The following is a 16,618-nucleotide window of genomic DNA, read 5'->3' on the forward strand; positions in this document are numbered from 1 at the left end:
GGGGTTCTTCAACATTCACACCGGCAACCCCGGTTCATGTTCCCCCCACGACAACACCACGCCGCAACCCGGTGTTGCGTACAGGTCGATGCGGTCAAGCTGTGGCAAACCGGGTGCGGCCTGGGCGCGAATCCAGCGGGCAAGGCTGGCAGGATCAGGTTCTGCCAGCCCTGGCAGGTCGTTGAGGCAATGGTGGTCAAGCTGTTTGTAAATCGGGGTGAAAGTCTCTTTCACATCGCCATAATCCACCGTCCAGCCCATCAGCGTATCCAGTGGCGCGGTCAGGTGCAGGCGCAGCAGGTAACTGTGCCCGTGCAGGCGGCGCACGCTGTCAGCAGGAGCGGCACTTTCCAGCCGTAGCGCACTTTCAAAACGCTGGTCTTTCCAGATGCGGTAATGTTGCCCGTCGTAATGGCAACCGGCAGTGACGGTTTCGTACACGCTCACCCATGACAAGGCGTCGAGTTCAGGCTTGAGTCGATCCCACAGCCACGCAGCCAGCATTTCGCTGGTGGGGTTTTCCAGACCGGGAATGTCATTCAGGCAGTGGTGGTGTAATTGTGCGTGCAAGGGTTGCCACACTGCTTCCAGCCGGTCGAAATCCACCCCCATGTCCTGCGCTTGCAGGTTCTGGTTGGCGTGCAGGATCACCTCGAAACCATGCCCATGCATCCGCCCGCACTGATGCCCGGCGTGAACATTGGGCAAACGGTGGGCAGCCTCGAAGCGGAAACGCCGCCAGATGTGGGCATTGTCCGCCAGATCGAGATCAGCGCCCTGATGCAGGGTGCTTTGCACACCCACCGATGCCACCCCCGGCAAGGCAAGGCGGGCGCGTACCCAGCGGGCAAGGTTTTCATCGGTGGGGATGGGAAGGAACTGGTTGAGGTCGTTGTAATCAAGGGGCGCAACGCAGTCCACCAGTTGCTGTTGCAGGCTGGCTACCGACGCAGCGTCTTGCATCCGCACTTTGGCAAGGAAACTGTGCCCATGCAGGCGGCGGGCGCGGTGGCCTTGCGGTAATGGGGAACCTTGCCCATTTTCCACTCGGCAGGCAGCTTCAAACGGGGCGGCGGCGACGTAAAACAGGGTTTCGTTCATGCTGGCATCCCGAATCTGGTCAGTAGCGGGTCAACCGTGCCAGCTTCCAAAAAACCTTTCGCCCGCAACAGGCAGGAGTCACATTGTCCACAAGGTTTGCCGTGTTCGTCCGGGTCATAGCAACTGCTGGTGAGGCTGTAATCCACCCCCAGTTCCAGCCCCTTGCGGATAATATCGGCCTTGCTCATTTGGATCAGCGGGGCGTGGATGTGCAGTTTGTGGCCTTCCACTCCGGCTTTGGTGGCAAGGTTAGCCATGTTTTCAAAGGCAGTAATGAATTCAGGGCGGCAGTCGGGGTAGCCGGAGTAGTCCAGCGCATTCACACCGAGGAAGATGTGTTGCGCCTCCAACACCTCCGCCCAACCGAGTGCGAAGGAGAGGAAAATGGTGTTGCGGGCAGGTACATACGTTACCGGGATGCTGGTTTCCATCGCGGCAGTATCACGGCCTTTGGGCACGTCGATGTCAGCGGTGAGGGCAGAGCCGCCAAACGCCCGCAGGTTGATGTCGGCAATGACGTGTTGTTTCACCTGCATGGCCTGTGCAATCCGTTGGGCTGATGCCAGTTCCACGCTATGACGTTGCCCGTAGCGGAACGACAGCGCATAGGCTGCAAAGCCTCGCTGTTGGGCAAGGGCAAGGACGGTGGTGGAATCCAGCCCGCCACTGAGCAGGACAACGGCTTTGGGGGGCAATGATGGGCTTGCGGGCATCAGTGTTTCTCGTCAATAGACAGGGATGCCAGTTTATCACGCCCGCTGCGGGGTTCGGCATGGGCTTCGAGGAATTTGCCGGGTGTATCACCAAACATGCGTGCCAGTACAGCGCGGGTGGTGGCTGCGACCGACTCGCGGCTGAGGCTGCGCGGCGCAAACAGCACGTTTTGCACAAACTCGCGGTTGATGAATAGCAGATCATCGCTACTTGGTGCATACGCACTGTTGCAGGAAATGCGGGCAATACGCCCCAGATTGATGCCGCGCCCATCATCCAGCACCAGCAGGTGCGGGCAAAGCTGGCGGTAGGGGTCAGGTTCCGGGAAATCCACCACTGCCAGCAGGCGCAGCGGGGCATGGGGAAAGTGTACGCCCGCGTTGATGTCGGTCGAGTTGATTTCCACAATATACAGGGGTTGCCCCAACATCGTGCGCAGTTTTTCTACCTGCCGGTAATAATCGTGGTCAGGCCACAGGTGTTCCGTCTGTTCCATACGCAAGATGATAGTTTATCGTTCAATTGCCAGTAAGCTAGCCGTGCTAGGATTAAGTTTTCCATCTAAGGTACGCGACACGCATGTCCGCATTGGATGAGGTTATGACACAGGATGTACGCTTTGAGCAATTAACCCAGTGGGTCAACAGCCTTCCCGGCTGGGAACATGCCCTGCTGGAACCGGCATCGGCTGATGCCAGTTTTCGCCGCTATTTTCGTGCACGCGGCACGGAAGGCACGGCAATCTGCATGGATGCCCCGCCTGACAAGGAAGACATCCGCCCCTTCGTTGATATTACCCGACGCTTGGCTGAAACCGGCGTGCATGTGCCGCAACTGCTGGCGCAAAACCTGCTGGATGGTTTTCTGCTGCTGGAAGACTTGGGCAGTACCCCGTTCCTCAACCAGCTAGGCCCTGCCAACGTCAAGGATTTGTATGCGGATGCACTGCACGCCCTATTGCAGTTTCAAACGGCTGATTGCGACCATTTGCCTGCCTACAACGAGCGTACCTTACGCAGCGAAATGGGGCTGATGCCGGAATGGTTCCTCAAGACCCATCTTGGTTTCAGTGATGACGACATTCCGCACGAGCTGATCAGCCACACGTTTGAAAGCCTGATCGAGTCAGCCATCGGGCAGCCGGTGGCATTCGTGCACCGCGATTACCATTCCCGCAACCTGATGATTACCAAGGAAAACAGTCCGGGCATTATCGACTATCAAGATGCGGTCATCGGCCCGGCTACTTACGATCTGGTGTCGTTGCTGCGCGATTGCTACATTGTGTGGCCGCAGTTACAGGTGGAATGGTGGGTCAACTGTTTCCGCAAGGAAGCGATTGCCCAGGGCGTGTTGCCCCCGGTGGATGAGAACACTTACCGGCAGTGGTTTGACCTGATGGGCTTGCAGCGTCATATCAAGGTGCTGGGCATTTTCGCCCGCTTGTATCACCGCGATGGCAAGGCAGGTTATTTACAGGATTTGCCGCTGGTGCTGAGTTATGTGCTGGAAATCGGCTCGCGTTACCCTGAAACCAGCGAGCTGGTGGAATGGATGCGGCGGGCAGGCATCCCCGAGCGTATCGGTACGGTACAAATTCCGGCATGAAGGCCATGATCCTCGCCGCCGGGCACGGAACCCGGATGCGCCCGCTGACTGACCGTACCCCCAAACCCTTGCTGCCAGCCGGTGGCAAGCCCTTGATTGTCTGGCATATCGAAAAGCTCGCCCGTGCCGGTTTTCGCGACATTGTGATCAATCTCGCCTGGCTGGGCTGGCAAATCCCGGCAGCGTTGGGGGATGGCTCGCGCTGGCAAGTGCGTTTGCATTATTCCGATGAACAGGGCGAAGGTGCGCTGGAAACAGCCGGTGGCATTATCAAGGCACTACCGTTGTTAGGTGATGAGCCGTTTCTGGTGGTGAATGGCGATGTCTGGTGCGATTACCCCTGTGAAACCAAAACGCTGGCTGCTGGCGATCTGGCGCATCTGGTACTGGTCAACAACCCGGCTCATCATTTGAAAGGTGATTTCGCTTTGCAGGCTGGGCGCGTTTTTAGTGAAGGGGCGGAACGCTACACATTCAGCGGGATCGGCTATTACCACCCACAACTGTTTGCCGGTCTGACATACGGCAAACGCCCACTGGCTCCCCTGTTGCGGGAAGCCATGCAGCGCGGGCTGGTCAGCGGGGAATGGTTTGGTGGCGACTGGCGCGACATCGGTACGCCAGAGCGGCTGGCAGAGCTGGATCGGGATTTGCAAAATCAGCTCAGGTCGGGTGCACGTATTCACGCGGATCATCCCGATAACCGTCTTCCACCCCTTTGACCACTACAGAAACCGCATCATGCGCGTGCAGGCTCTCCATGTGATTGACCCGTAGCCAGAAATCGCGCACGGAAATGTCATCGTTCAACGCAGTTTTCAGGCGGCGGGCGGCATCTTCACAGAACATCAGGTTGGCAGCATTCAGGCGGGCAAATTCCTGCTCGTCTTCACGTTTGACGGTGGCTTGTACCGGCGTTTGCAATGCGCCTTCCACCCGGTCGATCAGGCTGGTAATAGGCAGGGTGCGTACTTTTTCTGCCAGTTTGACCTTGACCTGAGCAATGCTGCGCTGGCTGTGCGGGGTGGCGCGGATACCGCTGGTGGTTCCCAGCCAGTCATAAACTGCTTGGGCATCAACCGCTGTGACATCCTGCCCAAATGTTTCGCGGAAACCTTCCTGAATCAACTGGCGAGCCAGTGCCGCAGAGCAAGGGCAGGTGGAGGAGTAAGGTACTTCCACGCTCAGTTCTGTTTCGATCTGTCCGTTGCGCAGGGTGGCGGCAATTTTGATTGGGTAGTTTTTCCAACCACTGTTGTCGCTCAGCAGGGAGTTGCGCCGTTCAAAATAATCGAAGCGGCATTCCAGATAGGCGGCATCACTCAGCCCCTGATGGGTATCAACAAACTGGGTAATGGTCGCCCGCAGGACTTCGGGAGTGAGGTCTTGCATTCCCAGCAGGTTATCCATCGCCACGTACAAGCGCGACATGTGGATGCCCTTGCTGTTGGGGTCAACAAGGTTGACATAAGCCTGCACCCGCGCCAGCGTTTGTACCCGGTCGCCATTAGGGCTACGCAGGAAAACCGGCAACTCGATCTGGCTCATTCCCACCCAGTTGAGTGTACCTTTGGGGCCTGCGTGAGGCTGCTTGGCAATATCAGGCATGACCGCACATGGCAGTTCCTGGCAGGCATTGGTAGACATTATCTATAACTCCTCTAGATCAAGGCTGGGTGCATATGTGGGGTCACAGTAGCAAAACTGCAAGGCTTGCGGCAATTTTCCCGCCCTTCAATAACGTTTCTCAGTGAGCTTGGAGGTTATATGGCTTTTCGCTGGACATGAAAATATCCCAACAGGGCGTGATAAAGAGGCCAGACGATAACACTGCTGAGCAGACTGGCCCAATAGAGCAGACCGCCGCTGGCGCTGCTGGTTACACCCTGCACCCACAGGTTGATCAGCATATAAAGTGTTAGTACGGCTCCCAGCAAAGCAGTTTGTTGCAGGAAAGATTCCGGGGTCATGCGCAAGCCCAGCCGTACCGATAAATAGGCGATGAGCACATAACCCAGTGCATGTTGCCCAAGAATAGAGCCAAACAGGGTATCAATGACCAGCCCAACCACGAATGCCATCAGCAAGCTGAGGCGGTCATGGATGACAAGCGCCCAATGTACCAGCGTCAGAGCAATCCATTCCGGTCGCCAGAAAGACAGGGGTTCACCCAGTGGAATGATGGTCAGGATAATGGCAATCAGCAGGGTGACGAATACTGCACCGGGGAAACGGGTTTCTTTGGTTGGCATTAGCGTGCTTCCCCTTCTGCATTGGCTGGTTTTTTCTCAGTTTTTTCTTTGGGTTTTTCCTGTTGAGTGGGGACAGATGCCTTCTCGGCTTTTTCCTTGTCGCCCTTGTCCTGCTTGGCGTTATCTGTTGGGGCAGGTTTTTCTTGCCCGATCTTGACCTCAGGGGCGGGTATCCCGGCTTTGCGCCAGATCAGCAGGACATCACGGGTTGTTTCATAGTTGACCAAGGGTACAGCCTTGACAGTGGCAAATGGTGCGCCTTGCTTGAATTCCACGCCCTGGGCGGGAACCTTGGCAACAGGGAAATTGGGTGGGAACAAGCCACCGATCCCGGAGGAAACGAAAATATCGCCTTCCTTGATGTCGCTATTGCTGGGCAGGTTGCGGATTTCCAGTGGCAAGCCGCGCCCCATGCCGTTTGCCAGTGCGCGTTCGCCCGTGCGCTGGTTGCGTACCGGGATGGTGTGGTTGCGGTCAACCAGTTGCATGACCTTGGAACTGAAAGGCGTCACTTCGATGACCTGACCGTAAATGTTTTCGCCGGACAGGACAACCTGACTTTCTTTTACATTGTCGTGGGAGCCTTTGTTCAGGACAACCAGCCCTCGCACCCGGTCGTTGGAGGTTTCCAGAGTTTCTGCCAGTGTAAACTCATAGGAGTCACGCGGTGCCGAATTCAGCATGGAGCGCAGGTGGGTATTTTCCTGTTGCACCGCTGACAAAACCCGTTGCTGGGCAGAAAGGCCATCAAGTTGTTGCTTGAGAGCCGCATTTTCCATTGCCAGGGTGGCTTGCGAGGCAAAAAAACCAGAAGTGCGCTTGAAGAAACGCTGGGGCGAGTCCACACCGACCAGCAGGGGGTAAGCCAGCATCAGGGCTGCGGTACGCACAGGCCGCACGGCATCAGGGTTGCGGTAATCTACCGCCATCAGGCTCATGGCGCTTAGCACAAGCGCCATAAACCGGAAGGAAAACCCCGGCGTGGAATGGTAGTTAGCGTCGTTGATAACCGCCTCCGCTGGTTTGCCGCAGCTTCGCTGTTGTTGTTAGTCGGTGGCGAGGAAATTGACGCCTTCTTCTTCCATGATCTCCAGAATCTTGCCGCCACCACGGGCAACGCAAGTCAAAGGATCATCCGCAATTACCACCGGGATGCCGGTTTCTTCCATCAGCAAGCGGTCAAGGTCACGCAGCAACGCACCACCACCGGTGAGGACGATACCCCGGTCAGCCACGTCGGCTGCCAGTTCCGGCGGGGTCTGTTCCAGCGCGGTTTTGACAGCACTGACGATGCCGAACAGTGGCTCTTGCAGGGCTTCGAGAATTTCGTTGCTGGTGAGGGTGAAACTGCGTGGCACACCTTCGGAAAGGTTGCGACCCTTGACTTCAATTTCCAGCAGTTCCTTGCCAGGGTAGGCAGAGCCGACTTCGCACTTGATGCGTTCAGCGGTCGCTTCACCGATCAACATGCCGTAATTGCGGCGTACATAGCTGATGATGGCATCATCCAGTCGGTCGCCACCGATACGCACGGAAGCGGAATACACGATACCGCGCAGGGACATGATGGCAACTTCGGAGGTGCCACCACCGATGTCCAGTACCATCGAGCCAATGGCTTCATCGACAGGGATGCCTGCGCCGATGGCGGCTGCCATGGGTTCTTCAATCAGGTATACCTTGCGTGCACCTGCACCGAGGGCGGAGTCCTTGATGGCGCGGCGTTCCACCTGGGTTGCACCGCACGGCACGCAAATCACCACCCGTGGGCTAGGGCGCAGGATACGTCCTGCATCTACCTTGCGGATGAAGTGTTGCAGCATTTTTTCGGTGTAGGTGAAATCGGCAATCACGCCGTCTTTCATCGGGCGGATGGCAGTGATATTTTCAGGGGTGCGTCCCAACATCTTTTTGGCTTCAGTACCGACAGCCTCAATGGATTTGGGGCCACCGGGACCACGATCCTGACGGATGGCGACAACAGAAGGCTCGTCCAGCACGATGCCTTTGCCGCGCATATAAATCAGGGTATTCGCAGTGCCCAGGTCGATGGAAATATCATTGGAGAACAAACCTGAGAGTGCTCTGAACATAATTTAGTAAATCCGGCTAATGCTTAAAAACATGGAATGCACTTGGAACACGTCCTGTGTGGTGATTATTTTTCCCACGTACAGGCTACCCCTTGGCAGCCCCAAAACAATTTGCTAAATGTAGCAATCACGATCCCTTTGGGCAAGCCGACTTGTGTGATAAGTTCACGTTCCTGCTAAACGGGAGACTTTTTAGCAGATTAATCGGCTTTTAGAAAGCAATTATCGCCCATTGGGCTGAATGAGTCATATGTCAGCAGATTTATTAAGACGTTTTATGTTGGAACGCGCCCATGTGCGTGGTGGGTGGTTGCATCTTGATCAGTCCTGGCAGGAAGTGCTGGCACGGGCTGAGTACCCTGCATTTGTCAAAAATGTGCTGGGGGAGGCGTTGACGGCTGCGGTGCTGCTGTCTGCCACCATCAAGCATGAGGGGGCGCTGATCCTGCAAATCCGGGGTAACGGGCCTATTCACCTGCTGGTGGTGCAAGCCACTGCGCAGGGTACGGTGCGGGGGTTGGCACACTGGAACCGGGATGCAACCGATACCAGCCTGCCGGGTTTGTTTGGTGAGGGGCATATTGCGATTACGTTGGAAACCCACCGTAACAACGAGCGCTACCAAAGCCTGATCCCGCTTGAGGGTGAATCCCTGACAGCGGCACTGGAAGCCTACTTCAGCCGCTCGGAACAATTGCCTACCCGCTTGTGGCTGGTGTCGGATGGTACGGCTGCGGCAGGCATTCTGCTACAACGCTTGCCGAGGGAACTGGCGAGTGATGAAGACTGGCAGCGTGCTTCCCTGCTGCTGGATACCCTGACTGCCCCGGAATTGCTGGGGATGAAACCGGAAGACTTGTTGTACCGCCTGTTTCACGAGGAAGAGCCACGCTTGTTTGACCCCAAGCCGATCCGTTTCCATTGTGGTTGCGGGCATGACAAGGTGGAAAACATGCTGCGTTCGCTGGGTCAGACCGATGCGGAAGCCTTGCTGGAAGAGCAGGGAAAAATCGTGATTACTTGCGAATTCTGCAATGCCAGTTATACGCTGGATGCTGTGGATGTAGGGCGGTTGTTCAAACCCGCCATGCCAGCTAGCGATACCCTGCATTGATACCAACCAAATTACTGGAAAAATGGAAACCCCATGCGAGTTCTGATTGTTTACGCCCACCCCAATCCCAACAGTTTCAACCATGCCATGCTGGACTATTGTCGCCAGGGTTTACAGGATGGAGGACATGAAGTGCGGGTCAAGGATCTGTACGCCGAAAACTTTGACCCGGTATTGCGGGCAGAAGACCTCGCGGTGCTGCAAACAGGTACGATTCCGGTCAAGATTGCCCGCGAACAGGAAGATTTGCTGTGGGCCGATGGTCTGGTTTTCATTTACCCGCTATGGTGGTTTGACCGCCCGGCAATCCTGAAAGGCTGGTTTGACCACGTGCTCACCAATGGCACAGCATTCGAGTATTCGCAGGAAGGTGTCAAAGGTTTGCTGCAACACCAGCGGGCGCTGGTGCTGATTACGGCGGGTGGTTCGGAAGACTATTTCCGCAAGACCGATGCGGAACACCTGATTTATCGCCCGGTCACGGATGGCACACTGGCTTTCTGCGGCATCAGCGATGTGCGCCACAGCATTTACTACAACGTGCCAGCGCTTAGCCCGGAAGCCCGTACCGGCATTCTGGAGGAAATTGCCGCGATGGGGCGCAATTTTGCATGTTGAACTACCGCCTGTACGGTGAACTGACCGAAACGCCTCCGCTGGTGGTGCTGCATGGTTTGCTGGGGTCGCTGGAAAACTGGTACACCTTTGCACGCGGGCAGGCTGACAAGCGCTGTGTGCTGGCAATCGACTTGCGCAACCACGGTGCTTCCCCACATTTGCCAGGCATGGCTTACCGCGACATGGCAGCCGATGTGGTGGAAGTGCTGGATGCGCTGGGCATCTACACCTGTGACCTGATGGGGCATTCGATGGGAGGGAAGGTTGCCATGATATTGGCACTGCATTATCCCGCCCTGATCCGCCACCTGCTGGTGGTGGATATTGCCCCGAAAGCGTATCCGCCCCGCCATCAGGCGTTGTTGCAGGCTATGGCAACCATGCCGCTGGCAAACATTAGCAGCCGCAAGCAGGCAGACGAATGGCTGGCTGCCACCGTCAAGCAGCCGTTTGAGCGGGGTTTCCTGTTGAAAAATCTGGGCAGGGCGACGGATGGCACGTTTTTCTGGCAATGCAATCTGGCGGAAATTGCCCGCCATTACCTGAAAATTTCCAGCTTTCCGGCGTTTGACATCGCTACTCATATGCCTGCCCTGTTTATTGATGGGGGGCAGTCGGATTATGTGCAGGATGAGGATATGCCGTTAATCCGTCAGTATTTTCCGCTGGCTGAGCGGGTAACGGTGGAAGCTGCCGGGCATCTGCCGCATGTACAGACGCCCGTAGAGTTTACGGCATTGGTGGAGTCTTTTCTGGATCAGCCCAGCATCCGGCGGTAAGTGTTGACCCGGTTTGACCAGCCCGCCAGCCAGCGTTGTTCGTTTTGTCCGTTAGGGGCGTTCCTGACCCGGCGTTCCAGTACCCGCATGGCAGCACCGGCAAATTCGTGCAGGGCTTCCTGACCGGGACGTGCCGGGCGCATTTCTTCCAGCACCTGCAACAACCCCCAGTTTTGGCCATTGTAGCCGCCGCTGCGGTTCAGACCTTCCCCTTTGAAGTTGGTGTAATCAATCAGGGCATACCAGCCACCGGGGGTATTGGCGACGGCATTCAGGTTGTTGGCAACGTGAGGGCGCAAATGTACTGGAGTGGTTCCGACCAGTTTCGGCATGGCGCGGCGGGTGCGGTCGACAATGAATTGTGCCTGCAACAAGCGTGTCTGGAACAGGAAGTTTTGCAGTTCCTGCACTTGCGGTGTGTGCTTGGCTTGCATCATTTCTGCCTTGTTGCGCCAGGGAGCGCCGCCACCATGTTGCAACCAGCCGGGAACCTGCACGCCACGTGTCTGCATGTAGCTGATCAGTTCCGGGAAGGTACTGCCAAAACGCCCGGTGCGGCCTGCGGGATACCAGGTGAAATGCCCGATGCCCATTGAGGCAAAGTCTTCCCCGTCATTCCAGTGCACCAGATTGCTGGGGTTGCCACCGCCTTCGTTCTTGAAAATCTGTTCACTGATGGTGCGCAATTCTGCCGGAGACAGGTCAGGCATTCCGCTGGCATGACGGACATTCTGCGAGGTATAAGCGCTTTGTCCCGCCGGGTTGGGCATGGCAAATCCGGCAGGAAAGGTCTGTCCTGGGTAGGGGTTGGCTGCTGGGGTAGTATTACTGGCGTGACGGACATTCTGGGAAGCTGGACTACACGCGGATAGACCAAAGCCTGCCAATGCGGCAAGAGCTATTACAGCGCTTGTTTTCATGGATGATCGCCCTCTTGTTTTTATTATTCGCCAACCATGCTTGCTGGCGGTATGAGTTTGTTTTTGCTGTATGAAACTATAAAGAAAATTCGCCCGTCGTATACTGTTACCCGACGAGCGACATGGGAAATCCCGTGTTTGCGAAAAGATTCTGCATGGCTGCTAAATTATACACCAGGGTAACGGTAGGTGTTGATGCGGTTTGACCAACCTGCCAGCCAGCGGGCTTCATTGCGTGCAGGTGGGGAATTGCGTATCCGGCGTTCCAGTACCTGTGTGGCGGCATCAGCAAAGGCGTGCAAGGCTTGTGCGCCCGGCTGGCTGGGCTGCATTTCTTCCAGCACCTGCAACAATCCCCAGTTCTGGCCTTTGTAGCCACCGTAAGGGTTCAAGCCTTCTCCTTTGAAGTTGACGTAATCCACCAGTACATACCAGCCACCTGGCGTGTTGGCGACCGCATTCAGGTTTTGGGCGACCCGTTGGCGGGAATGGGGCAGGGCGGCATTGACCAGTTGGGGCATGGCGCGACGGGCGCGATCCACAATATAGGCGGCCTGTAACATGCGGGTCTGGTAGAGCAGGTTTTGCAGCTCTTGCATTTGTCCGCTCTGTTTGGCATACATCAGTTCTGCCTTGCTATTCCAGGGAGCGCCTTGGTAACGGGCTTGCATGAGCCAGGGTGGAAGTTGCACGCCATTGCTGTGCATGTAGGTTAACAGGTCAGGGAATGTATTGCCGAACCGCGCATGTCTGCCTGCCGGATACCAAGTGAAGTGCCCAACCCCCATCGACGCGAAATCCTCGCCATCGTTCCAGTGCACCAGATTGTAGGGGTTGCCGCCGCTTTCATTGCGGAAAATCTTGTCGGCAATCAAGGTCAACTCGGCTTGTGAAAGCCCCGGCATATTGCCCGCGTCTTTGGGAATGACAAATGTGGTCTTGTTGTTGGTGTTTTGCGGCTTTTTATTATTTTGGGGCTTGGTTTTGCTGACAGAGGATTTGGCGGGGGAATCCTCTTCATCCGGTTTGGTCGTTTGCTGGCTGCAAGCGGACAAACTGACACACACGAAAATACTGAACAACAGTCCCCAAAACTTTTTACGCGCCATACAAGCCCTCTTGCTTCCCGGAAGCCCACAAAATACTCACCACGTGGACGATAGGAATACCGTAGCTTTGCCTAACGTATCCTTAATAAAATAAATACAGATTAAAAAAATTATATGACAAAAAATACCCGCAAAAAGCGGGCATGTTCTGTTTTGAGCGTATCTCTATGAGTTACTGGAGAAAAATCTGTTTATAGGCAACATACATGCTGCTGAACATCCACGGTACAACAATCAGTAGACCGAGCAACAGCGGGATTATGCCAGCAATCAGGATGGCTCCCATGGCAATACTGTAAAGGATCAAGGGCAGGGGATTACGTAGGCAGGCATTAAAACTCAGGGTAATTGCTCTGAAAACCGGCACATCATTCAATGCTACCAGCGGGGTGGCAAACCAGAACAGCAGCAAGACCAGCAGGTACAAAATAACCCCCAAAATCATTTGTTCAGGGGCTACCGCCGTGAAAAAACCTTCGGTAGCGATTGTGCCTGTTTCCAGTGCGTGCAGGTTTAGACCCACCATTGAGGTCAGTATGTATTCGGAAACCTGTGATGCGCCGAAACTCAATGCGCCCAGGCCTGCCAGTGGTGCCAGTTTTTGCCGGAAACCTTCAAACAGGCAGTCCAGTTGCAGGGGTTGCCCGCTGTCTGCGTTCCTGATGCCCAGCAAAATACCGCCACTGATGAAGGTGGAGAGCAGCGTTACCAGCAACAGCAGTATGGGTTGCAGGCTTTGGTCTTGCATACCACCTTGTGCAATCACCATGCTGACCAGCATCTGGATGGCAAATAACGACACGGTTAGTAATACCCATGTGCCCAGATTGTTTTTGACCAGACTCCAGCTTGCTGACAGCCAGTTAATACCCGCATTGGCAGGCAAGGCACGCGGCTGTGGCAGCAAGACCTGCGGCTGACTGACGGAATGGGGAGGGGTTACGTCTGCCTTGGGCGGTTCGTAGGGGTTCTGGTTATCATCCATGTCGGAAACTCATTCAATCACTTTGGGTACAAGGTATAGACCATCTTCCACTTCTGGTGCAACCCGTTGGTATTTGTCACGGTTATTGGTTTCCGTCACCACATCCTCACGCAAGCGCTGGGTCATATCCAGCGGGTGCGCCATCGGTTCTACCCCGCTGGTGTCCACCGCACTCAACTGGTCAACCAGATTGAGGATGTTGGAAAGGTTGCGTACATACCCTTCCAGTTGCTCTTCCGGCACTGCCAGACGAGCCAGATGGGCGACTTTTTTCACTTGTTCGGCAGAAATGGACATGGTTCAGCCCTCCAGCTTTTTCTTCAGGATGTCGTTCAGGGTGGCAGGGTTGGCCTTGCCTTTGGAAGCTTTCATCGCCTGCCCAACGAAGAAGCCGAACAGCTTGTCCTTGCCGCTACGGTATTCAGCCACCTGACCGGGATTGTTGGCAATGATTGCATCAATTACCGCCTCAATCGCGCCAGTATCAGTGATCTGCTTCAAGCCTTGCTTGTCGATCACTTCATCCGCAGAACCTTCACCCGCCCACATCGCCGCAAACACATCGCGGGCAATCTTGTTGGAGACGGTGTTGTCCTGAATACGCTTGAGCAAGGCTACCAGTGCGTCACTGCTGACCGGGGAGGCGGTAATCTCCATGTCATTGTCCGCCAGCGTTTTGCTGACTTCACCGATCACCCAGTTGGCGGCGAGTTTGGCATCACCGCAACCTTGCGCCACTGCCTCGAAATATTCCGATACTTCCCGCCCTTGCGTCAGCAAACCGGCGTCATAAGCACTGAGTTTATACTCACCCATGAACCGCTGTTTCTTCGCATCCGGCAGTTCCGGCAGGGTGGCGCGTACTGCGTCGATGTCGGCAGGCGTAATCGCTACGGGCAGCAAATCCGGGTCAGGGAAATAGCGGTAATCGTTGGCATCTTCCTTGCCACGCATGGAACGGGTTTCGTCACGGTCAGGGTCATACAGGCGGGTTTCCTGCACCACCTTGCCGCCGGATTCGATCAGGTCGATCTGGCGTTCGACTTCATGGTTGATGGCGCGTTCGATGAACTTGAACGAGTTCAGGTTCTTGATTTCCGCGCGGGTGCCGAATGGCTGACCGGGGCGACGTACCGACACGTTGGCATCACAGCGGAACGAACCTTCCTGCATATTGCCGTCACACACGCCGAGGTAGCGCACCAGTGCGTGCAGTTTTTTCATGTAGGCGACAGCTTCCTTGGCGGAACGCATGTCGGGTTCGGAAACGATTTCCAGCAGCGGTGTGCCTGCACGGTTGAGGTCGATGCCGGTCTTGCCGTGGAAATCTTCGTGCAGCGATTTGCCTGCATCCTCTTCCAGATGCGCACGGGTAATGCCGATGCGCTTGGTTGAGCCGTCTTCCAGCTCGATGTCCATTTGACCGTTGGCGACGACCGGCAGCTCGTACTGGCTGATCTGGTAGCCTTTCGGCAGGTCAGGGTAGAAGTAGTTTTTACGGGCGAACACCGATTTCGGCGCAATCTCGGCATCAATCGCCAAACCCAGACGGATCGCCATTTCCACCGCTTTCTTGTTCAGTACCGGCAAGACACCGGGCATCCCCAGATCCACCAGATTGGCTTGTGTGTTCGGCTCCGCGCCGTAGGCAATCGACGAGCCGGAAAAAATTTTTGAATTGGTGGAAAGCTGGGCGTGAATTTCCAGACCAATGACGGTTTCCCATTCCATTATGCTTTCCTCCTTACGCGAATTTGGCTGGCAAACAGGTGTGCCAGTCAGTCCATTGTTGGTACTGATGCGCGATATTCAACATACGCGCTTCCTCGAAATAGTTGCCGACCAACTGGATACCGACCGGCAAGCCATCCGCCGCGAAACCAACCGGGAAGGTCATCCCCGGCAGGCCAGCTAGGCTGACCGGGATGGTATAGAGGTCTTCGAGGTACATGGCAATCGGGTCATCCTTTTTCGCGCCGATGCCGAACGCAGTGGTCGGGCAGGACGGCCCCATGATCACATCCACATCCTTGAAAGCGGTGTCGAAATCCTGCTTGATCAGGCGGCGTACCTGCTGGGCTTTCAGGTAATAGGCGTCGTAATAGCCCGCCGACAGCGCGTAAGTGCCGATCATGATGCGGCGTTTGACTTCTGCGCCGAAACCTTCCCAGCGGCTGCGTTCGTACAAGTCACGCAAGTCTTTGGGGTCGTCACAACGATGACCGAAACGCACCCCGTCGAAGCGTGACAGGTTGGAGGAGCATTCCGCCGGGGCGACCACGTAGTAAACCGGCACTGCCAAGTGGCTGTTGGGCAGGGACACTTCCTTGATGATCGCGCCTTTGGCCTGGAACTGCTGAATGGCGCGGTCAATCACCTCTGCCACCTGCGCATCCAGCCCTTCGGCAAAGAATTGTTTCGGCAAACCAATCCGCAAGCCTTCGATGGAATCGTTCAGGGTGGCAGTGTAGTCCGGCACGGCCAAATCCACGCTGGTGGAATCGCGGCTATCCAGCCCGGCAATCACGTTGAGGGTAATCGCGCAATCTTCTGCAGACGGAGCCATTGGCCCGCACTGGTCAAGACTGGAAGCAAACGCAATCATGCCGTAGCGCGAAATGCGCCCGTAAGTCGGCTTGATGCCGGTGATATTACAGAACGAAGCCGGTTGGCGGATCGAGCCACCGGTATCCGTCCCCAGCGTCATGGGCGCGAGCCGTGCCGCAATGGTTGCTGCACCACCGCCGGAACTGCCGCCCGGCACTTTACTGGTATCCCACGGATTGCAGACATTGCCGAACGCGGAGGTTTCATTGGAAGACCCCATCGCAAACTCATCCATATTGTTCTTGCCTAGCAATACCCCACCTGCGACTTTGAGCTTTTCCGCCACATGCGCGTCGTAAGGCGAAATGAAATTCGACAGCATGTTGGAGGCGCAAGTGGTGCGCACACCTTCCGAGCAGAACAAATCTTTCAGCGCATACGGCACACCTGCCATCGGCCCGCTGAGTTCGCCCTTGCGGATGCGGTTGTCGATTGCCACCGCCTGCGCTTTGGCAGCATCGCGGGTGACGGTGATGTAGGCGTTCAGTTCAGGGTTGAAGCGTTCGATACGGTCAAGATACGCATCGGTCGCTTCCATGACTGAAAAATCGCCCGATTGCACCCCGTCGCGGATGCCCTTGAGCGACAGGGTATGGATGGAATCAGCCTGGGACATGGTTTCTCCGTTATATGCCTCTTTCCCCTCTCCCTTTGAGGGGCAGGGGTGAGGGGTAATCTATGAACGGCTAACTATAGTCAAGCCGTCTGCCAGTGGCAA

At 56.0% G+C, this 16,618-nt stretch carries 18 protein-coding genes and 2 pseudogenes; 5 read left to right on the top strand and 15 right to left on the bottom strand.

The window, feature by feature from the left end; translation table 11 throughout:
• Window positions 1-15: 15 nt before the first annotated feature.
• From B2U47_RS09585 to B2U47_RS09600, 5 genes and pseudogenes are all read right to left on the bottom strand, one after another.
• The gene (locus B2U47_RS09585) at window positions 16-390 is read right to left on the bottom strand and encodes a 6-pyruvoyl trahydropterin synthase family protein (RefSeq protein ID WP_296679805.1); all 375 of its coding nucleotides are present in this window, start codon (window positions 388-390) and stop codon (window positions 16-18) included.
• A gap of 9 nt (window positions 391-399) precedes the next feature.
• Window positions 400-744: pseudogene (locus B2U47_RS09590) on the bottom strand (6-pyruvoyl trahydropterin synthase family protein); the annotation flags it as partial.
• Between the two features lie 90 nt (window positions 745-834).
• Window positions 835-1,101, bottom strand: a pseudogene (locus tag B2U47_RS17245) (6-carboxytetrahydropterin synthase); the annotation flags it as partial.
• Window positions 1,098-1,814 carry a 7-cyano-7-deazaguanine synthase QueC gene (queC, locus tag B2U47_RS09595; RefSeq protein ID WP_296679425.1) on the bottom strand — a complete coding sequence of 239 codons (717 nt, stop codon included), beginning with the start codon at window positions 1,812-1,814 and terminating at the stop codon, window positions 1,098-1,100. The pseudogene B2U47_RS17245 and the gene queC, both read right to left, overlap by 4 nt.
• A complete protein-coding gene (locus B2U47_RS09600) occupies window positions 1,814-2,311 on the bottom strand; it encodes a hypothetical protein (protein WP_296679803.1) in 498 nt (165 codons plus the stop codon). Before B2U47_RS09600 ends, queC begins: the two co-directional genes overlap by 1 nt.
• Before the next feature lie 104 nt (window positions 2,312-2,415).
• Here B2U47_RS09600 and B2U47_RS09605 point away from each other — a divergent pair, with 104 nt between their 5' ends.
• Together B2U47_RS09605 and murU are read left to right on the top strand one after the other, a co-directional pair.
• Window positions 2,416-3,423, top strand: a complete 1,008-nt coding sequence (locus B2U47_RS09605; RefSeq protein ID WP_296679423.1) for an aminoglycoside phosphotransferase family protein — start codon at window positions 2,416-2,418, stop codon at window positions 3,421-3,423.
• Window positions 3,420-4,145 (top strand): N-acetylmuramate alpha-1-phosphate uridylyltransferase MurU, encoded by a 726-nt coding sequence (murU, locus tag B2U47_RS09610; protein WP_296679421.1) that lies wholly within the window; start codon window positions 3,420-3,422, stop codon window positions 4,143-4,145. Before B2U47_RS09605 ends, murU begins: the two co-directional genes overlap by 4 nt.
• Here murU and folE2 read toward each other — a convergent pair.
• The 4 genes from folE2 to B2U47_RS09630 all read right to left on the bottom strand — a co-directional run bounded on the left by folE2 (window position 4,087) and on the right by B2U47_RS09630 (window position 7,768).
• A complete protein-coding gene (folE2, locus tag B2U47_RS09615) occupies window positions 4,087-5,070 on the bottom strand; it encodes a GTP cyclohydrolase FolE2 (protein ID WP_296679419.1) in 984 nt (327 codons plus the stop codon). The genes murU and folE2 overlap by 59 nt on opposite strands.
• A gap of 116 nt (window positions 5,071-5,186) precedes the next feature.
• Entirely contained in the window at window positions 5,187-5,675 is a 489-nt protein-coding gene (gene mreD / locus B2U47_RS09620; RefSeq protein WP_296679417.1) for a rod shape-determining protein MreD, read from the bottom strand.
• Entirely contained in the window at window positions 5,675-6,634 is a 960-nt protein-coding gene (mreC, locus tag B2U47_RS09625) for a rod shape-determining protein MreC (RefSeq protein WP_296679415.1), read from the bottom strand. The genes mreD and mreC overlap by 1 nt, the downstream gene beginning before the upstream one ends.
• A gap of 87 nt (window positions 6,635-6,721) precedes the next feature.
• On the bottom strand, window positions 6,722-7,768 hold the full coding sequence (locus B2U47_RS09630; RefSeq protein WP_296679413.1) for a rod shape-determining protein: 1,047 nt from the start codon (window positions 7,766-7,768) through the stop codon (window positions 6,722-6,724).
• Window positions 7,769-8,018: 250 nt separating this feature from the next.
• Here B2U47_RS09630 and hslO point away from each other — a divergent pair, with 250 nt between their 5' ends.
• The 3 genes from hslO to B2U47_RS09645 are packed head-to-tail and all read left to right on the top strand — an operon-like array spanning window position 8,019 to window position 10,279.
• The gene (hslO, locus tag B2U47_RS09635) at window positions 8,019-8,882 is read left to right on the top strand and encodes an Hsp33 family molecular chaperone HslO (RefSeq protein ID WP_296679412.1); all 864 of its coding nucleotides are present in this window, start codon (window positions 8,019-8,021) and stop codon (window positions 8,880-8,882) included.
• Between the two features lie 33 nt (window positions 8,883-8,915).
• Window positions 8,916-9,500 carry an NAD(P)H-dependent oxidoreductase gene (locus B2U47_RS09640; RefSeq protein ID WP_296679409.1) on the top strand — a complete coding sequence of 195 codons (585 nt, stop codon included), beginning with the start codon at window positions 8,916-8,918 and terminating at the stop codon, window positions 9,498-9,500.
• The gene (locus B2U47_RS09645; RefSeq protein WP_296679407.1) at window positions 9,494-10,279 is read left to right on the top strand and encodes an alpha/beta fold hydrolase; all 786 of its coding nucleotides are present in this window, start codon (window positions 9,494-9,496) and stop codon (window positions 10,277-10,279) included. Before B2U47_RS09640 ends, B2U47_RS09645 begins: the two co-directional genes overlap by 7 nt.
• Here the strand turns inward: B2U47_RS09645 and B2U47_RS09650 are convergent.
• The 6 genes from B2U47_RS09650 to gatA form a co-directional block, all read right to left on the bottom strand.
• Complete coding sequence (locus B2U47_RS09650; protein WP_296679405.1) at window positions 10,258-11,199, bottom strand: hypothetical protein; 942 nt, start codon at window positions 11,197-11,199, stop codon at window positions 10,258-10,260. The genes B2U47_RS09645 and B2U47_RS09650 overlap by 22 nt on opposite strands.
• A 167-nt stretch (window positions 11,200-11,366) precedes the next feature.
• On the bottom strand, window positions 11,367-12,308 hold the full coding sequence (locus B2U47_RS09655) for a hypothetical protein (protein WP_296679402.1): 942 nt from the start codon (window positions 12,306-12,308) through the stop codon (window positions 11,367-11,369).
• A gap of 172 nt (window positions 12,309-12,480) precedes the next feature.
• On the bottom strand, window positions 12,481-13,293 hold the full coding sequence (locus B2U47_RS09660; RefSeq protein WP_296679399.1) for a BPSS1780 family membrane protein: 813 nt from the start codon (window positions 13,291-13,293) through the stop codon (window positions 12,481-12,483).
• Window positions 13,294-13,302: 9 nt separating this feature from the next.
• Window positions 13,303-13,590 carry an Asp-tRNA(Asn)/Glu-tRNA(Gln) amidotransferase subunit GatC gene (gene gatC / locus B2U47_RS09665; RefSeq protein WP_296679397.1) on the bottom strand — a complete coding sequence of 96 codons (288 nt, stop codon included), beginning with the start codon at window positions 13,588-13,590 and terminating at the stop codon, window positions 13,303-13,305.
• A 3-nt stretch (window positions 13,591-13,593) separates the two neighbouring features.
• The gene (gatB, locus tag B2U47_RS09670; RefSeq protein WP_296679395.1) at window positions 13,594-15,024 is read right to left on the bottom strand and encodes an Asp-tRNA(Asn)/Glu-tRNA(Gln) amidotransferase subunit GatB; all 1,431 of its coding nucleotides are present in this window, start codon (window positions 15,022-15,024) and stop codon (window positions 13,594-13,596) included.
• 13 nt (window positions 15,025-15,037) lie between these two features.
• Window positions 15,038-16,516 (bottom strand): Asp-tRNA(Asn)/Glu-tRNA(Gln) amidotransferase subunit GatA, encoded by a 1,479-nt coding sequence (gene gatA / locus B2U47_RS09675; protein ID WP_296679393.1) that lies wholly within the window; start codon window positions 16,514-16,516, stop codon window positions 15,038-15,040.
• Window positions 16,517-16,618 lie beyond the last annotated feature (102 nt).

Origin of the sequence: Thiothrix sp. UBA5583 (assembly GCA_002425225.1) — a bacterium.
Classification (GTDB): Bacteria; Pseudomonadota; Gammaproteobacteria; order Thiotrichales; family Thiotrichaceae; genus Thiothrix; species Thiothrix moscowensis.